This window comes from Bifidobacterium sp. B4081 (assembly GCF_026537335.1).
Classification (GTDB): domain Bacteria; phylum Actinomycetota; class Actinomycetes; order Actinomycetales; family Bifidobacteriaceae; genus Bombiscardovia.
On the sequence record NZ_JAFNMM010000001.1, the window covers coordinates 1,274,142 to 1,294,683 of the forward strand.

20 protein-coding genes and 1 pseudogene are annotated in these 20,542 nt (G+C 61.8%); 2 read left to right on the forward strand and 19 right to left on the reverse strand.

The window, feature by feature from the left end; all coding sequences use genetic code 11:
* Positions 1-11 precede the first annotated feature (11 nt).
* From J3T92_RS05615 to J3T92_RS05630, 4 genes are all read right to left on the reverse strand, one after another.
* Positions 12-938, reverse strand: a complete 927-nt coding sequence (locus J3T92_RS05615) for an ABC transporter permease (protein ID WP_121914526.1) — start codon at positions 936-938, stop codon at positions 12-14.
* Between the two features lie 190 nt (positions 939-1,128).
* Positions 1,129-2,790 carry a peptide ABC transporter substrate-binding protein gene (locus tag J3T92_RS05620; RefSeq protein WP_267400177.1) on the reverse strand — a complete coding sequence of 554 codons (1,662 nt, stop codon included), beginning with the start codon at positions 2,788-2,790 and terminating at the stop codon, positions 1,129-1,131.
* A 78-nt stretch (positions 2,791-2,868) separates the two neighbouring features.
* A complete protein-coding gene (locus J3T92_RS05625; RefSeq protein ID WP_267400178.1) occupies positions 2,869-4,548 on the reverse strand; it encodes a peptide ABC transporter substrate-binding protein in 1,680 nt (559 codons plus the stop codon).
* Between the two features lie 137 nt (positions 4,549-4,685).
* A complete protein-coding gene (locus J3T92_RS05630) occupies positions 4,686-5,651 on the reverse strand; it encodes a tyrosine recombinase XerC (protein ID WP_416378899.1) in 966 nt (321 codons plus the stop codon).
* Between the two features lie 71 nt (positions 5,652-5,722).
* Here J3T92_RS05630 and J3T92_RS05635 point away from each other — a divergent pair, with 71 nt between their 5' ends.
* Positions 5,723-5,995 carry a DUF6725 family protein gene (locus J3T92_RS05635; protein ID WP_267400180.1) on the forward strand — a complete coding sequence of 91 codons (273 nt, stop codon included), beginning with the start codon at positions 5,723-5,725 and terminating at the stop codon, positions 5,993-5,995.
* Here the strand turns inward: J3T92_RS05635 and J3T92_RS05640 are convergent.
* From J3T92_RS05640 to J3T92_RS05715, 15 genes and pseudogenes are all read right to left on the reverse strand, one after another.
* Complete coding sequence (locus J3T92_RS05640) at positions 5,985-7,022, reverse strand: prephenate dehydrogenase (protein ID WP_267400269.1); 1,038 nt, start codon at positions 7,020-7,022, stop codon at positions 5,985-5,987. The two genes, J3T92_RS05635 and J3T92_RS05640, sit on opposite strands and share 11 nt — an antisense overlap.
* Positions 7,023-7,087: 65 nt before the next feature.
* The gene (locus tag J3T92_RS05645) at positions 7,088-8,074 is read right to left on the reverse strand and encodes a prephenate dehydratase domain-containing protein (RefSeq protein WP_267400181.1); all 987 of its coding nucleotides are present in this window, start codon (positions 8,072-8,074) and stop codon (positions 7,088-7,090) included.
* Positions 8,071-8,535 carry an alcohol dehydrogenase gene (locus J3T92_RS05650; protein WP_267400182.1) on the reverse strand — a complete coding sequence of 155 codons (465 nt, stop codon included), beginning with the start codon at positions 8,533-8,535 and terminating at the stop codon, positions 8,071-8,073. Before J3T92_RS05650 ends, J3T92_RS05645 begins: the two co-directional genes overlap by 4 nt.
* 71 nt (positions 8,536-8,606) lie before the next feature.
* Positions 8,607-10,526 carry a translational GTPase TypA gene (typA, locus tag J3T92_RS05655; RefSeq protein ID WP_267400270.1) on the reverse strand — a complete coding sequence of 640 codons (1,920 nt, stop codon included), beginning with the start codon at positions 10,524-10,526 and terminating at the stop codon, positions 8,607-8,609.
* Positions 10,527-10,639: 113 nt separating this feature from the next.
* Positions 10,640-11,302, reverse strand: coding sequence for an SMC-Scp complex subunit ScpB (gene scpB / locus J3T92_RS05660; protein ID WP_267400184.1), 663 nt, complete (start codon positions 11,300-11,302; stop codon positions 10,640-10,642).
* Positions 11,299-12,102, reverse strand: coding sequence for a segregation and condensation protein A (locus J3T92_RS05665; protein WP_267400186.1), 804 nt, complete (start codon positions 12,100-12,102; stop codon positions 11,299-11,301). Before J3T92_RS05665 ends, scpB begins: the two co-directional genes overlap by 4 nt.
* On the reverse strand, positions 12,099-12,938 hold the full coding sequence (locus tag J3T92_RS05670; protein ID WP_024627161.1) for a ParA family protein: 840 nt from the start codon (positions 12,936-12,938) through the stop codon (positions 12,099-12,101). The genes J3T92_RS05665 and J3T92_RS05670 overlap by 4 nt, the downstream gene beginning before the upstream one ends.
* Before the next feature lie 45 nt (positions 12,939-12,983).
* Positions 12,984-13,913, reverse strand: a complete 930-nt coding sequence (gene xerD / locus J3T92_RS05675) for a site-specific tyrosine recombinase XerD (protein WP_267400188.1) — start codon at positions 13,911-13,913, stop codon at positions 12,984-12,986.
* Positions 13,914-14,022: 109 nt separating this feature from the next.
* The gene (locus tag J3T92_RS05680) at positions 14,023-15,792 is read right to left on the reverse strand and encodes a spermidine synthase (RefSeq protein WP_267400190.1); all 1,770 of its coding nucleotides are present in this window, start codon (positions 15,790-15,792) and stop codon (positions 14,023-14,025) included.
* Positions 15,793-15,909: 117 nt separating this feature from the next.
* Entirely contained in the window at positions 15,910-16,293 is a 384-nt protein-coding gene (gene rplT / locus J3T92_RS05685; RefSeq protein ID WP_015021618.1) for a 50S ribosomal protein L20, read from the reverse strand.
* Positions 16,294-16,341: 48 nt separating this feature from the next.
* On the reverse strand, positions 16,342-16,536 hold the full coding sequence (rpmI, locus tag J3T92_RS05690) for a 50S ribosomal protein L35 (protein ID WP_024627165.1): 195 nt from the start codon (positions 16,534-16,536) through the stop codon (positions 16,342-16,344).
* Entirely contained in the window at positions 16,517-17,188 is a 672-nt protein-coding gene (gene infC, locus J3T92_RS05695; protein WP_029676114.1) for a translation initiation factor IF-3, read from the reverse strand. Before infC ends, rpmI begins: the two co-directional genes overlap by 20 nt.
* A gap of 230 nt (positions 17,189-17,418) precedes the next feature.
* Positions 17,419-18,195, reverse strand: coding sequence for a triose-phosphate isomerase family protein (locus J3T92_RS05700; RefSeq protein WP_267400191.1), 777 nt, complete (start codon positions 18,193-18,195; stop codon positions 17,419-17,421).
* 50 nt (positions 18,196-18,245) lie between these two features.
* Positions 18,246-18,686, reverse strand: a complete 441-nt coding sequence (locus J3T92_RS05705; protein ID WP_045924139.1) for an RpiB/LacA/LacB family sugar-phosphate isomerase — start codon at positions 18,684-18,686, stop codon at positions 18,246-18,248.
* 51 nt (positions 18,687-18,737) lie between these two features.
* Positions 18,738-19,513 (reverse strand): annotated as a pseudogene (locus tag J3T92_RS05715) (hypothetical protein).
* A gap of 322 nt (positions 19,514-19,835) precedes the next feature.
* Between J3T92_RS05715 and J3T92_RS05720 the strand changes: the two are divergent.
* A complete protein-coding gene (locus J3T92_RS05720; RefSeq protein WP_267400195.1) occupies positions 19,836-20,495 on the forward strand; it encodes a hypothetical protein in 660 nt (219 codons plus the stop codon).
* The last annotated feature ends 47 nt before the right edge of the window (positions 20,496-20,542 follow it).

Below are 20,542 nucleotides of genomic sequence, written 5' to 3' on the forward strand. Positions count from 1 at the left end.
GTCCCTCTCCCTCACGCATACCGGATCCGCGGATCGAGCACTGCGTAGAGCAGGTCGACCAGGAGGCTGGTGATGACGAAGATCAGGACCAGAATGGTCACGATGGAGACCACCAGGGTGCCTTCGCCCCTCAGGATGGCCTGGTAAAGGGTGTTGCCCACGCCCTGGATGTTGAAGATGCGCTCGGTGATCATGGCCCCGCCCATCAGTCCGCCGATGTCGGCGCCCAGGTAGGTGACCACGGGGATCAGGGAGTTGCGCAGCACATGCCGCACGATGACGGACCGGTTGCTCATGCCCTTGGCCCGGGCCGTGCGCACGTAGTCCTCGGAGATGTTGGAGGTGATCTCCGTCCTGGTCAGACGGATGATGGAGGCCATGGATACCGACCCCAGCACAACGGCCGGCATGAGCAGATCAATGAAGCCCGGATTGGCCCCGGCTGTAGCCGGCAGCAGATGCCATTTGACGCCGAACAGGTACTGCAGGATGAAGCCGGTGACGAAGGTAGGCACCGAAATCAGCAGCAGGGAGAGGACCAGGATGATGTTGTCCGACCACTTGCCCTTGGTCAGGCCGCCGATGATGCCGAAGATCACGCCGAAGACGCCCTCGAAGACGAAGGCCATCAGGGCCAGCTTGATGGTCACCGGGAAGGCCCTGCCGATCACGCTGATCACGGGCTGGCCGGCGAAGGTGTTGCCGAAGTTCAGGGTCAGCGCGTTCTTCAGGAAGAGCACGTACTGCACGATGAAGGGCTTGTCGAGATTGTATTCCGAACGTATCTGTGCGGCAACGGCCTGGTTGACCGGCTTGTCTCCGAACATGGCGGCCACAGGGTCGCCGGGAAGCGCGAAGACCAGCGCGTATATCAGCAGTGTCGTGCCGAGAACGACGGGGATCATCTGCAGAATACGTCGCAGAAGATATTTTCCCATCGGCTATTCTCCTTTGTCATCCGCGACCGGGATCGGCATGGGGATCGGGGCCGCCGCAAAAATTCTTGTTTGAGTCTACCAGCACACCTCAACAGGGGTGCAAAGACACCAAGGCCGGCGCGGAATGGATCCTTCCGCGCCGGCCCGGGCGGTGTCAGCTGTCAGGTGCAGGATTCAGGCTCCCGTCATCTCACTTGCTGATGTTGTAGTAAGCAGGGACGCCCTTCCAGTTGAAGGAGAATCCTTGGACGTTCTTGGCGGCCACGCCGTTGGAGTTCTGGTAGTAGAGCGGAACTGCGGGCAGGTCGCGGAAGAGCAGCTCTTCGGACTGCTGGTAGATCTTGTTGGCCTCGTCGATGCTCTTGGCGGAGGCTGCCTTGTCCATCAGGCCGTCGAACTCGGGGTTCTTGTAGTCGCCGTCATTGGACCCGTTGCCGTTGGCTGCCGAGCTGGCGAAGTTGCTGGACAGGTAGCTCTCGGGCGAGGGGTAGTCGGGCTGCCAACCGGAGCGGAAGGCCGAGTCGGTGAACTTGCGGTTCTGCACGTTGGAGCGGAACTCGCTGAAGGTGGGCAGAGGGTTGCCTGCAGCCTGGATGCCCAGGGCGTTCTTGATGGAGTTGGTCACGGCGTCGTAGATCTCCTTGTGGGCGCCATCGGCGTTGTAGGCGATCTTGAAGGTGTCGCCCTCACTCCATGGGGAGATCTTGTTGGCCTCGGCCCAGAGCTCCTTGGCCTTGGACGGGTTGTACTTGAGCACGTCAGATCCCTTGATACTGGTTGAATAGCCGGGAATGACGGGGGCAGTGAAGTCGTGGACCTCCTTGGCGGTTCCGGACAGCACCTTCTTGATGATGGTTGGCCGGTCGATGGCCATGGAGATGGCCTGGCGGCGGAGCTTGCCCTCCTGATCCTGGCCGAAGTGCTTCATGTAGGAGGGGATGGTGAACATCTGGATGACCGAGCCCGGGTCGTTGATGGCCTGGACCGTGTTGTCGGTCTGGAAGGTCTTACGAGCCGAGGCGGGCAGAGTGTCCAGCACATCCAGGTTGCCGGCCTGCACGTCGCGGTAGGCTGCGGTGGCATCGGTGTAGGAGCGGAACTCCACGCCGCCGTTCTTGACCTTGACGCCGCCCTTGTAAGCGGGGTCCTTGACGACCTTGATGGACTTGTTGTGCTCCCAGGACTGGAACTTGTAGGGTCCCACGGTCACCGGCTTCTCGCCGAAGGCCTTGGTGTCCTTATAGAAGGACTCAGGCAGGGGCGCAAAGGCGGTGTAGCCCACCTGGATGGGGAAGGTGGAGGAAGGCGAGGTCAGATCAACGGTGAAGGTCTTGTTGTCGATGACTTTCAGGCCGGACAGCTGGGCATCGCTGGGGGTGCCCTCCTTCTGCAGGTCGTCATAACCCTTGATGTTGGCGAAGAAGCTGGAGCCCAGCTGCTTGTTGGCGATGCTGGACGCCCAAGACCAGGCCTTGGTAAAGGACTGTGCGGTGACCGGGGTGCCATCCGAGAACTTCCAGCCGTCGTTGATGGTCACGGTGTACTGGGTGTTGTCCTCGTTGGCCTTGATCTGCTTGGCGATCTCGTTGACTGGCTTGCCCTTGTCGTCAAAGCGGACCAGCTTGGAGAACATGACGTCGATGGGGTTGCCACCCCCCACCTCGTTGGTCATGCTGGGGATGAGCGGATTGGCCGGCTCAGGGTTGAAGACCGAGATGACGGCATTCGAGCTGCCACCGTTGGTCCCCTTGGCAGAGGAGTCCGATCCACCGGATCCGCCGCAGGCACCCAGCGTGAGTGCCATGACGCACAGTCCGGCACCCGCAATGGTCAGGGCCGATTGCTTCTTCATATATCTTGCTCTTTCCTTTGGTTGGTTTCCCGAACCGCCAGTCATCGACGGCGGTTCATGCCGTTTCCGGCACGATCATTACTGGTCCTTGGACAGCTCCGGGAAGATCGGATAGCCATCCCAGCCCAGACGCATCCCATGGACCTTCTTGGCGGAAGCGCCAATGTTGTTTCCATAATAGAGCGGAACCGCCGGCATGTCCTGTAGAAGGATCTCCTCAGCCTGCTGGAAGAGCCTGTTGGCTTCATCGGTGTCCTTGGCCTTGGCAGCCTGCTTCAGCAGGGCGTCGAACTTGGAGTTCTTGTAGTCGCCATCGTTGGATCCGTTGCCATCGGCCGCCGAGCTGGCGAAGTTGCTCATCAGATAGCTCTCTGGCGATGGATAGTCGGGCGACCATGAAGACCTGAAGGCCGCATTGTTATAGAGGCGCTTTTTGATGTTGCCGCGGAACTCGCTGAAGGTGGGCACGGGAGAGGCCTCGGCCTTGATGCCAAGCGTGTTCTTGATGGAGTTGGCCATGCCGTCGTAGAAGTCCTTGGCTCCGCCATCCGAACTGTAAAGCAGTTGGAAGCTCTTGTCTGCCGACCACTTGCTGATGGCATCGGCCTTGGCCCAGTACTCCTTGGCCTTCTTGGCGTTGTACCTGAGGTTGTCCGAACCCTTGAGATCCTTGGTATAGCCTGGAATGGTCGGCGCGGTGAAGTCGGTGGGCTGCACGCCCAGACCGCCCAGGACCTTGTCGATCAGCATCTTCCGGTCAATCGCCATGGAGATGGCCAGGCGGCGCAGGTGGCCCTCCTGATCCTGGCCGAAATGCTCCATCGTGGTAGGAATGGTGAACATCTGCAGGGTGGAGCCGGGCTTGTTATAACTCTGAACCATGCTGTCGGTCATGAAAGTCTTGACGGCGGAGGTGGGAATCCTGTCGATCACATCCAGGTTGCCCGCCTGTACATCGGAATAGGCGGAACCCAGGTCCGTGTAGACCTTATAGTCGATGCCGCCGTTGCGGACCTTGACCTCCCCGTCGTAGCCGTCGTTCCTGCGAAGCTTGATCATGACGTTGTGCTGCCAGGATTCGAACTTGTAGGGACCCGAGCTGACAGGGTTCTCCCCGTAGGCCTTGGGATTCTTGTAGAAGGATTCAGGCAGGGGCGCAAAAGAGGTATAGCCCACCTGAATGGGGAAGGTGGACGAGGGCGAAATGAGGTCCACGGTGAAGGTCTTGTCATCGATGACCTTCAATCCGGAGAACTGGGCATCCGTAGGCACGCCCTGTTTCTGCAGGTCATCAAAGCCCTTGATATTGGAGAAAAAGCTGGCGTTCAGCTGGCCGTTGGACACATTGGCGCTCCAGGACCAGGCCTTGGTGAAGGACTTGGCGGTGATAGGGGTGCCATCCGAGAACTTGCGCCCGTCGGCCAGGGTGACCTTGTACTGGGACATGTCGTCGTTGCCCTTGATTTCCAAGGCCAGATCGTTGTGGGCCTTGCCCTGGTCATCGAAGCGGATCAGTTTGGAGTTGATGGCGTCCACGACCTGCCCGCCGCAGCTTTCCGCGGCGCTGCTGGGAATGAGCGGGTTGGCCGGCTCGCACCCATGGACCGACACCACGGCGTTGTTGCTGGCCTGGTCGCCGGACGACTGCTCGGCACCCTCGGTATCGGTACTGCTGCCGCCACTACCGCAGCCACTGGCCAGAAGCGCCAAGGCACAGATGACCGCTGACACCACCGTGAGCTGTGAACTTTTCTTCATTCCTGCCGCTCCCCTTTAGCTGGTTATCAACGTCTCGCCTGTATCCCGAAAGTCTTTGACCGATGTTCAAGTTACAATACGCCATATTCTGATACCAGGATGTTTCCCAAGACAAGTCCTGTCTCATTTGCCGGATTTCAGGCCCTTGGAAAAGCCTGCCTGTACCGGGCCCGCAGCTGCTCGATGGAGACGTGGGTGTAGCGCTGGGTGGTCCGCAGGGAGGAGTGGCCCAGCATCTCCTGAACCTCGCGCAGGTCGGCTCCCCCATCCAGCATATGCGTGGCGGCCGAGTGCCGCAGGGCATGGGGGGCTATGTCGGGCACCCCGGCCTGACCGGCCGCCTGGTGGACCACCTTGCGGACCTGACGCTGACCAACCCTGCCGCCCAGTTGACCCAGGAAGAGGGCCTGACCGGCCTTGCGGGCCGATTTGGCCGTTGCGCCCGCCAGGACCGGCCGCCCCTCCCCCAGCCAACGGTCCAGAGCACGATCGGCGGGCAGGCCATAGGGCAGGACCCGCTCCTTGGATCCCTTGCCCAGGACCTTTACAGTGCGGCTGTGTCGGTTCACGTCACCCAGGTCCAATCCGCAGAGCTCGGCAACGCGCATGCCCGTGGCGTAGAGCAGCTCCAGCATGGCCGCGTCCCGCACCTGCAGGGCCGCTTGAACCTCCTGGTCCTCCCGGGGCTCGACCGGATCCTCGTCAACTGTATCCATCAGGGTGCGGGCCTGGTCGTGCGTCAGGATTCGTGGCAGGTGCTCGGACTGCTTGGGGCTGCTCAGGGCCAGGGTTGGGTCGGTCTTGATGCGGCCATGCCGGCTCAGCCAGACGAAGAAGGACCTGAGTGCGGCTGTCTTCCGGGCCATGGTCGAGCGGGCGTGGGTGGCGGATTCGTGGGCCAGCCAGGACCTGATGGTGGCCAGGTCGATCTGCGCGGGATCATCGATGCCATGCAGATGCATCAGGTGCAGAAAGCCTGCCAGGTCGGCCCGGTAGGAGCGGACGGTATTGGGACTCTTGCCTGCCACCCGGGAAAGATAGTCGGTGAAGTCCTGCAGATCCTGATCCACTACGGGCGCTCCCTTCGCTTGGCTGTGCAGCATGTGCAATACAGTCTAGGCGCTTTAACCCTCGTCGCAGCCGCAGGCGATACTGACCCCGGAGGTGGATGGCCATGCGTTTGCCAGCAACCATACCGGCCGGAGCGCGGCTGGTGGTCAGGATTGCCCTGGGACCGGACCCGGAAGACGGAAGGCCCAAGTTCCGCGACTACGTGGGCCATGCGGTCGACTGGGACGGACGGCGGCTGATCCTGGACAGGGACCCGGCGGCCAATGGGTCGCGTCCCGGGGAACGTGTGACCCTGCAAGCGGCAGACATGGTGGCACTGAAGCCGGTCCCGGAACGCCGTTCGCCCCGCCCGGACCCACCTGATCTCAGTCGATGACCGGAGGGTGCAGCACCCGGGCCCGGCTGGTGGTCAGGAAGGCCGAGACCTGCTCGCCGCGCTGGGCCGAATCCAGCAGCTCCTGACGCCAGTTGCCCTCCTGCGGATCCAGCTCAAGGTCGGTGGTGGACATCTGCTCCTGATCGCCCAGAGCGGCCTTGTAACGCCGGAAGGGGTCCGCCTGGAGGAAGAAGTCCTGGCGCTTTTTATCGGCCGCCGGCTCCTGGTTCCGCAAGAGGGAGGCCATGCCCTGCAGATTCTCGGCCAAGTCATCCAGAAGGTCGGCCACCTGGTCGGAGTTCTCCTCCACCATGGCCCGGGTCCGCTCAGGATCGGTCAGGGCCACCCGGGTCATGTCACGCCAGGATCCGGCCGCCAGGGCCGAGGCCACACGGCGGTCAGGCGATGTGGCCAGCATGTTGGCCAGGGCGGTGGCCACCACATGGGGCATGTGCGAGATCAGTGCCGCGGCCCGGTCATGGGTGGCATCGTCCAGGACAATCAGCCGGTTGCCCAGCCCCTGGGTGACCATGTCAGCCACAGTCAAAAAGCGGCTGTAGTCCGTATGCTCATCGACGCAGAGGGCCCAGAGGGCATCTTCCAGGAGGGCCGGGTCCGAGTCCTCGTAACCGGAGCCCTCGCTGCCGGCCATGGGATGGGCGCCTACATAACGATCGGCCAGACCGGCCTGTTCGACCTGCTGGCGGACCGGACCCTTGACACTGCCCACGTCGGTCAGGGTGGTGCCCCGGGTCAGCACCGGAGCCAGGGCCTTGAGCACCTCGGGCATGGCCCGCAAGGGGGTGGCCAGCACCAGCACGTCTGCTTTGCCCTTGGCCAGCTCTTCCAGGGTGTCCACGCAATGGATCCCCTGGCTGCGGGCCTGCTCATAGGGACGGTCATTATGGTTCCAGGCGATCACGAACCGGCCCCGGGCAGCCAGACGGCGGGCCAGCGATCCGCCGATCAGGCCCAGCCCTGCCACGGCGATCTTGTGGGCCGAGGTCAGCACCGGCGAGGCGGCCATGCCTGCCATGGGATGCATGTGCTCGGGACCGGACAGGTCCATGTGTGGGAAGGGCGCGGATTCATCTACCATAACAACTCCTTGCTGATCGTCTCGGAATCGGGGTCCTCACCCCGGAAGGCCCCCGCCCTGGGCAGCATCCATTCGCGGATGGGGGGCGCTGGATGCGGGGTGCGCGGATGGACCGCCAGTGTCTTGAGCCAGTCCCCCTTGTCCAGCAGGTCGGCCAGCACCTGATGCAGACCCTTCTGCCACGGTGCGGCGTCAATGCTGGCTACGAAGCTGTAGGTCCCGTCGTGCCCCTTGATGGGCCGGGACATGAATGAGGTCATGTTCAGGCCCGCATCGCGCAGGCGGTCCAGCAGGTTGGCCAGCACGCCCGGCCCGGTGTTCAGGGGAATGAAGGTGACGATGGACTCGAAATCCCCGCCCGGCGCCAGACGCCGTGCCAGCCGGGCGGCCTGATCCCGGGGAGCCAGCAGCAGGAAGTCGGTGCGGGCCCCCTGATAGTCCTGCACCTCGCGCCGATAGGTCTCCAGTCCATAGAGGCTTCCGCAGATGCGCGGCCCCAGAGCCACCTGGTTGGGGCCCAGATCACGGCAGGCAGCGGCGTTGGAGTTGGCTGTCACGGGATTGAGGCCGGTCTCTTTGATGAAGCCCTTGCACTGGGCCAGGCCGTGGGGATGTGCAGCGACCTGGTCCAGGGGGCCATGGTCGGCTCGGACGAAGGCGTCGAAGACGATGGGCAGGCGGACCATGCCGAAGCCCGCTACCGCTTGAGCGTCGATCAGGGCGTCCATGTTGGGCACCACATGGCCCTCCACGTTGTTCTCCCAGGCCAGCACTCCCCAGCCTCGGCCCTCCTCCACGGCGACCACGATGCCAGCCGCATCCAGGCAGGGGCGCAAGTCAGCCTTGCAGTCCAGCCCTGTTGCCATGAGGTTGGCGGCCTCAAGGGCGGCCTGATGGGTGAAGGTTCCCTCGGGACCCAGGAAGTACAGGGAGACCCGGTCGGGCACAGTCGCAGGCTTTCCTGACGAATCCTGACTCATACTGGTCGCCCCTGACGGCGCAGGGGGCCGTCGGCAAACCAGGAGGCCGGCAGGCAGATGGCCAGGGTCTGAATCAGGACCAGCCCGCCCATCCAGAGGAAGACCGCATACTTGGCAAAGAATGTGGGGAAGTTGGCGTAGGGCATGAGCACATCGCCGCCGGGTCCGCGCATGGAGAGCAACCAAACCACGACCGTCGAGGCCACCAAGTGCAGTGCCAGACCCATGGTGCCGCTGTCGCATCGAACCCACCAGGCAGCCAGGGCCACCAGCAGATAGGCCAGGACCATACCCCAGGGCAGACCCTGGGCGGCCCCGGAACGCTGGACCAGGGTCCCCAGCACGCCCACCGCCAAGCCGATGGGCAGGCCCAGCAGGCAACGGAAGGGATTTGCCTTGCCGGACTCCCCCGCCGAGTGGGAGGCGGCCTGTTCCTTGGATTTGGAAACCTGAGAGTTCATGGGTTCAAGACTAGTCCGACCCGGTCACCGTGGGTCGGCCGGGTCGCACTGATCTGATTGTGAAAGAAGGCTTACTTCTTGTTGGCCCTGCGCTGGCGGGCGTTCCACTTGTACCAGGCATCCCTGTCCAGGATGATCTTGCGCACACGGATGGACTCGGGAGTCACCTCCACGCACTCATCATCGTTGGCAAAGTCCAGGGACTCCTCCAGGCTCATGTCGATGGGCGGTGTCAGGGTCTCCAACACGTCGGCGGTGGAGGAACGCATGTTGGTCATGTGCTTCTCCAGGGTGATGTTGATGTCCAGGTCGCCGGGCTTGTTGTTGATGCCCACGATCTGTCCCTCGTAGACAGGCGACTGGGGCTTGACGAAGAACTCGCCGCGGGCCTGGAGCTTCTGCATGGCGTAGGGGCTGGCCTTACCGGAGCGGTCAGAGACCATGGATCCGTTCTGACGGGTCTTGATGTCACCCGCCCAGGGGGCGTAGCCGGCGGAGATGGACGAGGAGATGCCGGTGCCGCGAGTGGCGGTAAGCAGGGCGGTGCGGAAGCCCAGCAGGCCGCGGGAGGGCACAGTGAACTGCATCCTGACCCAGCCGGAGCCATGGTTGGTCATGGTCTCCATGCGGCCCTTGCGATCGGCCATAAGCTGGGTTACCGCGCCCATGTACTCCTCGGGCACGTCGATGGTGTCGGATTCCATAGGCTCCTGAAGCTTGCCGTCCACGGTCTTGGTGACCACTTGGGGGCGTCCCACGGTCAACTCGTAGCCCTCGCGGCGCATCTGCTCGGCCAGGATGGCCAGGGCCAGCTCGCCACGGCCCTGGACCTCCCAGGCGTCGGGCCGGTCAGTGGGCAGCACCTTGATGGAGACGTTGCCGATCAGCTCGCGGTCCAAGCGGTCCTTGAGCATGCGGGCGGTCAGCTTATGGTCCTTGCCCTCGGTGCCGGCCAAGGGCGAATCGTTGGTGCCGAAGGTCATGGAGACGGCCGGGTCGTCCACGTGGATCAGAGGCAGGGGGCGGGGGTCGTCCTGATCGACGATGGTCTCACCGATCATGATGTCCTCCACGCCGGCCACAGCCACGATGTCTCCGGGACCGGCCTCATCCACCGGGAAGCGCTGCAGGCCCTTGGTGCGCAGGATTTCGGTCAGCTTGAAGTTCTCGATGGACCCGTCCACGCGCGACAGGCCGTACTGGCGGCCCTTGGTCAGGGTGCTGTTGTAGATGCGCACCAGGCCCAGACGTCCCAGGTAGTCGGAGGCGTCGATGTTGGTCACATGGGCCTGCAGGGGTGCGCCCTTCTCATACTCCGGGGCTGGGATGTTGTTCAGGATGGCCTCAAAGAGTGGCTCCAGATCGTCGTTGTCGGGCACAGCACCGTCGGCAGGCTGGTTCAAAGAGGCCTTGCCGGCCTTGGCTGCACAGTAGATGACCGGCAGGTCCAGGAGGGAATCCAGGTCCAGATCCACTCCCTCTTCGCTCACGTCCTGGGCCAGGCCCAAGAGCAGGTCGGTGGACTCGGAGACCACCTCGGAGATGCGGGCATCGGGCCGGTCGGTCTTGTTGATGACCAGAATGACGGGCAGCTTGGCCTCTAAGGCCTTGCGCAGGACGAAGCGGGTCTGGGGCAGGGGCCCCTCGGAAGCATCCACCAGCAGGACCACCCCGTCGACCATGGAGATGCCGCGCTCCACCTCGCCGCCGAAGTCGGCGTGGCCGGGGGTGTCCACCACGTTGATGGTGATGCCGTCGGGCTGGCCCAGCTTGGCTGCCAGGGGGCCTGTGTACTTGACGGCGGTGTTCTTGGCCAGGATGGTGATGCCCTTTTCCCTCTCCAGATCGTTGGAGTCCATGACCCGGTCGGGCACCTCCTCCCGCTCGGAGAAGACGTGCGACTGCTGCAGCATGGCGTTGACCAGGGTGGTCTTGCCGTGGTCAACGTGTGCCACAATCGCCACATTTCGTATATCGCCGCGTACCGCCATCAAAACCTCATTCTCGTGAATGCTATCCATGCCCTGCCGGCCTGTCTGCCGGCTGGCGTGGTCCCGGAACTGGACAAACAGAGACAAGTGTAACCGCCTTGTGTGACAGGCGTTCACTGCTCCTCGCCCTGGGTCGAGCCATGTGCCGGATCCGGGGACTGGAGCTGGCCGGACAGCTCCTGGCGAGCCTGAGCCAGGGCCGAGTCCTCGTCGGGCAGGAATGGAGCCAGGGAGGGCAGATCCTCCAAGGATTGCAGGCCCATCCGCTCAAGAAAGAGGTCGGTGGTGACCAGCAGGGCGGCATGGGTCTGCTCGTCCAGACCCTCCTCACGAACCAGGCCGCGCACAAGCAGGGCCCGGATGACCCCGTCGGAGTTGACCCCGCGGATCTGGCCCACCTGAGCACGGGTCATGGGCTGGCGGTAGGCCACGATGGCCAGGGCCTCCAAGGACGCCTGGGAGAGGCGTGCCGTCTGGCCGTCCTTGACGAAGGCCGCCACCACGGGCTGGTAGGCGGCCCGGCTGGTCAGCTGCCAACCCCGGGCGGTCCGACGCAGTTCAAATCCTCGGTCGCTATAGGATTCAGCCAACGATTCCAGGGCGGCATTGACCGGGTCAGGATCCACGGCCAGCACCCGGGAGAAGTCCTCTGCAGTCAGCGGTCGGTCCGTGGCCACCAAGATGGCCTCCAGACAGGCGGCCAGTCCGCCGGGAAAGTCCTGCACGTCGAAGTCCACATATTCGGGACGGGTATCGGGAGCCGAGGTTTGGCTCATGCGAAGTCCCCCTCACTGATCAAGGCCGTTTCCGGCTCCTGGGTCTGTCCTATCCAGCGCAGGTAGAGCGGCTGGTAGGGGCCATCCTGGCGATACTGGATCAGCTCCTGTCTGAAGAAGATCAGCACGGCCAGGAATCGTGCCACCACCTGCGCCCGACCCTTGGAGGAGGCGACCAGATCGGCGAAGGCCACCGGCTGACCAGGCTGTTCCAGCAGGGCCTGGCGAACCTGGTCGGCCTCCTTGTTCAGGTCGACCAGGGGCACGTGCAGCTGGTCCAGACGAACCTCTGGTGCTGGAGCGTTGACCAGGGCATTGGCGCAGAGCAGCGCCAGATCCTCTGGTTTCAGGGTCCAGACGAGATCAGGCAGCAGATGAGCCAGCTGAGGCTCCAGATGGCCAGGATGCGGGTAGCGGCCCGAGTTGGCGGCCAGCCTGGCTCGAAAGTCCTGCCCCGCCTGCTTGAAGGCCCGGTACTGCAGCAGCCTGGCGAAGAGCAGATCACGCTCCCGAAGTGCATCCATCGAGGCCTGGTCGCGCATGGACTCGTCCTCCACAGGCAAGAGGGCAGCGCTCTTGGCCTCGACCATCACCGAGGCCACATCCAGGAAGGCGCTCGCCTGGTCCAGTCCCTGACTGAAGTCCAGGGTGCGCACATAGTCCAGAAACTCCCCGGTGATGGAGGCCAGGGAGACCTCCGTCAGGGTGAGCTTTCGGTTGGCCAGCATACCCAGCAGCAGGTCGAAGGGTCCCTGGTAGACATCCAGGTCGACGGCGAAGCCGTCCGCTGATCCGCTCACGCCACGATGCCACGGGCGATCAGTTCCCGGGCGACCTCCCGATACTCCTTGGCGGTCTTGTGCTCGGGGGCGAACATGGTGATGGGCTCGCCGGCCACCGTGGCATCGGGCAGCTTGATGGACCGGCTGATGATGGAGTGCAGGACCTTGCCCTTGAAGGCCTCGTAGATGCGCTGAAGCACCTCGTCCGAATGCAGGGTCTTGGTGTACATGGTGACCAGCACCCCGTAGATCTGCAGATCAGGGTTGATGCGGCTGCGGACCTTCTCTATGGATTGCATGAGCAGGGCCACGCCGCGCAGAGCGAAGAACTCGGCCGCCACGGGAATGATGACCCCATCCGCAGCAGTCAGCGCGTTGACGGTCAGCAGGCCGAGCGAGGGCTGGCAGTCGATGATGATGGCGTCATACTCCTGCCGCAGGGGCCGGATGGTGGCCGCCAGGGCCTGTTCCCTGCCGACCTCGGTGACCAGCTGAATCTCGGCGGCCGACAGATCGATGTTGGCCGGGATGATGTCCAGGCCGTCGAAACGGGTGTGCCGGACCACCTCGTGGACATCCAGAGAGGTGTCGAACATGGCGGTGTAAATGGTGTTATCCACGCTGTTGGCATTGATGCCCAGACCCACGGTGGCCGCGCCCTGGGGGTCGAAGTCCACGATCAGCACCCGTCGCCCGTACTGGCACAGGGACCCGGCGATATTGATGGATGAGGTGGTCTTGCCCACGCCGCCCTTTTGGTTGCACATGGCGAGAACACGGGCCGGGCCGTGCTGTTTCAAAGGCTCTGGGGCAGCGAACGTCTCATACTCGCGCCCTAACAAATCCGTAGGCATGCTTCTACCCTATCAAGTTTCCGACCGCATTCGCGGGTTGGCGGGTCAGCGAGCGCGAGGATGGGCCGTCTGGTAGGTCTCCATCAGGGCCTGGGGGCTGACGTGTGTGTAAATCTGGGTTGTGGTCACCGAGGCGTGGCCCAGCAGCTCCTGAACCGAACGCACATCGGCGCCTCCCTCCAGCAGATGAGTGGCGAAGGAGTGCCGCAGGGTGTGGGGGTGCAGTGGTCTGTTCAGGCCCGCCCGGCGTCCGGCATCCCTGACCACCTGCCAGACGGTCTGCCTGGTCAGCCGCTTGCCCCGCTTGTTGAGGAAGACGGCACGCAGCTCCCTGCCCTTGGTGGCCCGATCGCACAGGCTGGACCGTCCCAGATTCAGGTAGGCCTGCATGGCCTGGCAGGCGTAGGAGCCCATGGGCACCAGACGTTGCTTGTCGCCCTTGCCGGTCAGACGGACCACCCGCTCATTAAGGTCCATGTCCTCCAAGTCGGTGCCGACGGCCTCCGAGACCCGGCAGCCGGTGGCGTACATGAACTCCAGCAGGGCCTTGTCCCGCAGGACCACCGGATCCTTGGACCCGCCCATGGCAGCCACATCCAGCAGCCGGGCCACCTGGTCCACGTCCAACACACCGGGCAGGACCGAGGTGCCCTTGGGAGCCTTGACGGTACGGGAGACATCCTGGTCGGTCACCCCCTGCTTGAGGGCGAACCGGTGCCACTCATGGACGGCGGCCATCCTTCGGGAGCGGCTGGCTGGACTTTCATCGGCCAGATGGGCCAGGAAACCCTCCACATCGGCGGTCTTGATCTGTTCCAGGTTGGTGATGCCTCGAGCGGATAGCCAATTGATGTACATGGTCAGATCGGACTTGTAGGCCTTGACCGTGGCAGGGGCTAGACCCCGCTCCAGCCCGGTATAGGCCAGGAACTGATCCAGCAGGGCGGTCAGCCCCTCCTGATGATCACCGTCCACTACCGCTTAACCTCCGGTTCTCTTCATCAGTGCTGGTCTGTAGGCCACATTCTAACGCTCCACTCCCCTGTTTCCATGCTTCCGACGCGCTCGGTATTGCCGCGACCGCTCAAGAGAGCTCCCGGACCAGCCCTTGAATCCCCTCTTGCTGAAGAATCCGTCGGTAGGGTCTGGCCTCCCTGCTGATGATCCTGTCGATGGCATGCATGCCCAGCAGTTCCACCGGCGCATTGTCATCGGTCAATACTCTCCCCTCTGCATTCCCAACCGTGCTCAGACGGGTGCTGACCTGCTCCATCATCGCGGATAGGTCCGGATCAGGGCTGACCCTGAAGGCAGCCTCCGCCAGCAGGTCGGAATGCGGATAGTCTCTCATGGCCGCCTTCTTGCCCTGGTTATCCCCTTCTGATCCCGAGCAATCCTCGGAAGCGGGGCGGCGCGCAAAGAGCTCGCGGTTGGTGGTCTGGGGCACGTCGGCCGTCAGGATGGCATCGGATCCGAAGACCCTGGTGATGGTATTGGTCAGGGCCGCATTGATGGACCCCTGACCGTCGTCGATCATGTTCATGTTGACCACCATGACCCCGCCCGGATTCAGGTGATTCCTGACCAGGGTGAAGAACTCGGTGGAGCTCATCTGGAAGGGGATGGTGATGTCCTGATAGGCATCAACCACGATCAGGTCGAAGCGCTGGCCACTGGCTGCCAGCCAGGCTCGCCCGTCGTAGGTGGAAACCGGAATATCGGCGGGCTGATCAAAATACTTGGTGGCCAGGTCACTGATGGTCCGGTCAATCTCCACCCCCTGGATGGCCATCCGAGGATAGTACCGCCTCAGCTGCCGGGCGTAGGTCCCGGTCCCCATGCCCAGGATCAGAGCCGAGCGGGCCTGATCAGCCATGAGCGGTGCCGCCAGGGCCGTGTCGTAGTACATGCCGGTCATCCCGGGATGCTTCATGGTCACCGACTGAACGCCGAAGAGGACGTTCGTGGAAAGGATGGTTCTGTCCGCCAGGGTTTTGACCTGCAGGTAGTTGTAGATGGACTCGCCCTCGTAGGTCAGGCCCTTCTCCCAGAAGGCGAACCCCGTCATCGGCGACAGGGCGGCCGAGACCACAAAGGCCACCGTGGCGATCAGGCAGGCCTGGCGATGCGCTTGGGATGAAAGAAAGTAGACCAAGGTCACCAGAAGCAGTATCCCCGAGAAGATCAGAAAGGTGACGAAGGTCCCCACTGCCGGGATGGTCACAAAGGTGGGCAGGAAGGTGCCCAGGATGGAACCTACCGTGTTGCAGGCGCTGAGCCGGCCGACCACCGAAGCGTTGTCGTCCAGGGAGTCGGTGGCGCTCTTGACCAGTCCGGGGGTGATGGTGCCCAGGAGGAAGAGGGGCGGAACAAAGATGATCAGGCAGGAGATGAAAGCCGCCAGGACCAGGAAGTTGGTGGATACGGCCACGATCAGCAGCCCCGAGATCAGGATGATCAGATACTTGCCGACCAGTGGGATCAGGGCAATCCAGACCGCAGCGGCCATAATGCACAGGTAGAGCCTGTCCGGGTCAGGGTTCCGGTCGGCCCAACGGCCGCCGACGACGGCGCCCAAGGCTAGAGCGATCATGATGGTCCCGATGATGATGGTCCATACGATCTGGGAGGACGAGAAGTAAGGAGCCAGCAGGCGGGATGCTCCCAGCTCATCGGCCATGACGGCCATCCCCGAGAAGAACTCAGTCACATAGAGAAAGATCCGCGACTGAAGGATGGGGCGCGACTGATTGATCCTGGCCGGCTTGGATCTGCCGCTACTCGGTGATGGACTGGACTGACCGGCCGATGCTGCCGATACAGCCGACACGTTTGCGCTGTGATCATCGTTCATGGCTGCTCCCGGCATCATTGTCGTCAATCAACTTACCGTCCCGCTGAGGAATGGTCAAATATGCAAAGAACCCCGCGAAAGGCGAGGTTCTTGAAATGCGGTGTTCGGGTCCGCTGATCAGGCAGCGACCGGAGCGTTCACATCGGCAGGCAGGGCCTTCTTGGCCTCAGCCACGATGGCGTTGAAGGTGTCGATGTCGTTGACAACCAGGTCGGCCAGGGCGCGACGGTCCAGCTCGATGCCGGCCAAGCGCAGCCCTTGGATGAAGCGGTTGTAGGTGATTCCCTGGGCGCGGCATCCGGCGTTGATGCGCTGGATCCACAGCTTGCGGAAGTCGCCCTTGCGGGCCTTGCGGTCCCGGAAGTTGTATGTATATGAATGAAGCAGCTGCTCCTTGGCCTTGCGGTAGAGACGGGAGCGCTGGCCACGGTAGCCTGACGCCCGCTCCAGGACGACCCGACGCTTCTTATGCGCGTTAACTGCCCGCTTGACTCGTGCCATAGATATTCCTCAGCTTTCTAAAATCTCACTCGACGCGACAGCACCCGCTCAGCGGGCCAGCATCCTCTTCATGTTCTTGGACTGGGTCGGAGCGAGCACCTCGTCAGTGGACAGGTGACGACGCTTCTTGGCCGACTTGTGCTCCAGATTGTGGCGCATACCGGTCCCGGCGTGCATGAGCTTGCCCGAACCCGTGGCCCGGACGCGCTTGGATGCGGCGGAGTTACTTTTCATCTTCGGCATTGCTGCCCTCCTTGGATTTCATCTGCTTGGGAGAAGTATTGTTGTCGGCCTTGGCAGCCAGATGGGCCGCCTGACGGGCCTTGCGCTCGGCACGGGCCTGACCGCCCCGCCGACGCTGCTCGGACTGTGTGTGGACCTTCTTGCCCTTGGGCGACAGGGTCATGATGATGTTGCGCCCCTCCTGCTTGGGGGCAAACTCGATGGAGCCCAGATCCGCGACGTCGTCAGCCAGCTTACGCAGGAGCTCCACGCCGCCGATGGGCCGGGACTGCTCGCGCCCACGCAGCATGATAGTGACCTTCACCTTGTCTCCGGCGGACAGGAAGCGGCGCACGTGCCCCTCCTTGACCTCGAAGTCGTGGTCGTCGATCTTCAATCTGAAGCGGATCTCTTTGATCTCCGACATGCTCTGATTGCGGCGCGCCTCACGAGCCTTGATCTTCTCGTTGTATTTGAACTTGCCGTAATCAATGAGCTTGGCGACCGGAGGCTTGGCCTTGGGCGCAACCTCGACCAGGTCAAGGTTGGCCTCCTTGGCCAGGTTGAGGGCGACGGAGGTCGCAATGATTCCCACCTGTTCGCCGTTGGGCCCGATCAGGCGTACCTGAGACACTCGTATATCGTCGTTAATCCTTGGTTCGTCGCTAATGATGACTCCTTCTCAAATACCACAACATCCACTGCCTGCAGCCGATCCACATGAGTCCAGACGAAAAGACCATCGCTGTAAACGACGCACTTCCGCGTTCATGAGCGATTCTGTAGAATACAACAGAATATCGCCACTCCTCGAACCCGAAGTCATAAGAGACTTCCAGGTGGGTCACCCGCTTTCTTGATTGCTCAAGCCGTTGGATATATTAGCACAATGCCGATAAGCGGTCAACTCTGACCGTTCTGGACCTCCGAGTCCTGGCTGATCAGGCGCCAGGCCTCTTTCACGACTTCCAGGAAAGCAGCGGGATCATGCGCGAAACGACCTAGAAAGACCCCATCGACAGTTGGCCATAGCTCAGTCAACAATCCCGGAGCAGCGGCCCCTCCATATATGAGCGACAAATTGTGGCATTGGGGGCCAAGCTTGTTTTTGATAATCGAACATACCTCTTGGACGTATTCAACTGGAGCGGGGCGGGAAGCTCCGACGGCCCAGACGGGTTCATATGCAATCCAGGCTGGAAGGTCAGGCTTCTCACCCAGCCCCATTTCGATCTGTTTTAAGCAATAATCAGCGGCTGCCTCAGGACCGTGGTTGCTCAGCTCACCCACACACAGCAGGGGTGTCAATCCATTGCGCCAGCATGCAAGAACCTTCCGCCCGATGAGTTCATCATCTTCCCCATACAGGCGACGGCGTTCCTCATGACCCACTTCGGCCACGGTCACACCCAGATCAAAAGCATCCCGGGGCGAGACCTCTCCAGTAAACGGGCCACGATCTTGATCGCATACATCCTGAATACCAAGATGAACATCCGTGGACAGCAGGGCCTGCCCAGCCTGCTCCACCGTAAGGTAATCCGGCAAAACCGCCATGGTCACCTTGTCCAGTGGAAGGGCTGCGGCATTGAGAAGATCGGCTAATCGTCGACAATATGCCAGTGTCTGTTTTCTTGTAAAATACATTTTCAGGCTTATAGCTACAATCGGCTTGTTCATCTTCCCCACTCTGCGCTATTAAAATTGACTATCTGCTGCCCACGGATTCATCATTGCTGATGAAGCTCAAATTCGCGGATGCGCGCCACCTTCGGGCCACTTCTGGAATCAGGATCGAACTCACTGTCCAGATAGGCCCTTAACAGGGATTTGGCTGTTTCGGGCCCCAGAACCTGAGCACCCATGGCGATGATGTTCGCATCATTGCTGCGGCGGGCACGCTCGGCTTGGTATATGTCCGATACGCAAGCGCAATAGGCTCCCGGCACCTTATTGGCCGAGATCGAAACGCCTAGACCCGTCCCGCACAGCAGGACGCCTCGATCCGCTTCGCCCCTAACCACGGACTGCGCAAGGGCGATGGCCACGTTGGCGTAGATCGGATCATCAGTAGGGAAATCGATCACCTCGTGACCTAGACGTCTTGCCTCCTCCATGAGCACATTCTTCAACCCTGCAGCATTAGGATCGGCTCCAAACGCCAGTCTCATTATCTTTCACCTTTCCTTGAATCTCGAATATCGACGTAGCGGGCTAGCGGCCTATACCACAATGCCTAGGACGGCATCCACCAGCAGCAGAGCAATCGGACCTACCACCGATTGGACAGTCACCAGAAAGCTCCATGTTTTCAACTCCTGAAGAACTGTCATGTCCAGATGCTCCTGGAAGGGCCAGAAGGCACCATCATTTGCATGAGAAAGATCATCGCGCCTACGGCGATGGCTAGAACAGCCAGCGCCTTTTGCAAATCACCAGTTTGTGCGACCATCGGAGCCGCAATGCCCGCTGCAGCCGCCACAGCGACCGTGCCAGACCAAAGAGCGGCTCGGAAGAGCGTAGCGATCAGCCAAGCCGACAGAACGGTGGGAATGGCCCACTTGGATGTGGTTGTCGCTATTTGAGCGCTCAGACCAGTGCTCTGCATCATTTCCTTAAGGCCACCGCCTTCGCCAATGATCAGCAGAACATTGACCATATCTTTTAAGCTGGTCTTGCTCTAACTCAATGTTCTCTTGGCGGTCATGCCCGAACCGAGCCCCAAGAAGATCAGCGCGTACAGGGCCGACAGCAGCAAGACGATCACAGTATTCCCAAAAAATCGCGTAATCACATAATCGACGGAGCTCTGGGAGAAGAACGCCTTGTCGATGGTGCCGATGATCAGCAATATTGGGGCCAGCAAAACCGAAGATAGTGATTTGAGCATGCTGGAAACCTGTGCCAGGGCGTCGTCCTTGATGGCATACTCAGAGCCGTCGCTTACCTGATAGCGAGGGTAATACCGTTGTATAAGCTTGGGAGAACAGTCAGACACCGGCAGCGAACTCAGGAATGCAGATTACGATGTCGATTATGGAAATCAACCCGAGATCCACGCCGATTGCACCTACACCGATGACAGCTCCCGAACCTATCACGATACCGGTAGTAGACAGCTGAGAACCGAACCCTGCAGTAGGGACATCCACGCCGAAACAGCCGATCCGTCAGGGAGGCACGCAGACGGAGTACGAACACGACGCCGACCTGCAAGCGCACGGATATGTCGATGCCGATGGCAAGTACGTGGCAGTGGACAAGGACAATACACCATCCCGAATGGCGGCGTATTCTCCTACCAGGCCAAAACAGGACAGGTGGCCGTCGTCACCACGTCGAAGACCAAGGGCATGACCTACCGGTACACCGTCAACATCGTTGCCCCGGGGGATCTCAGAAACTTCGTCCAGCATGTAATCACGATCATCTACATCACCCCTCCCCCCAGCCACCCAGGTGGCCGTCTGACCGGCATCAAGGTGAATGGCCACGATATACAGCACTTCAACCCGGACACCCGCCAATACACGGTCGAGGTGCCCAGGACCGACCAATGGACCATCGTCCCGCAATACGACGAACGATTCGGCATGAGCGTGCACACCCATAAGAACGGTGCCGACGCATCAATCACCACCACCAGCGCCGATGGCCTCGTGACCAGGAACTACACGTCCACGTCGCCGCCGCCGGACATCCGCGAGCAGAAAACGGCATCACCGGGATACTGGCCCAAGTCGAAAGCAGCATCACCCCGATCATCGTCACGTGCATTCTGCTCGTCATTTGTTCCATTCTTTCGATCCTGCTCCCCCGCTGGCGCAGGACCCGGTGGCGACAAGCCCGTCACCGTCATGATGCATACACCCCGGCAAGGGGATGCACCCCAAAATGTCGAAAACCGCCCGTGGCGGTCCGGCCTCCCCGGCAATCCGACAAATGTTGGAGAATGGAGCTGGTGGCAAAGTGTCATGTGAGGAGGGGGAGCTTATCATGGACGAGCATGGTCCGGCAAAGACCACAT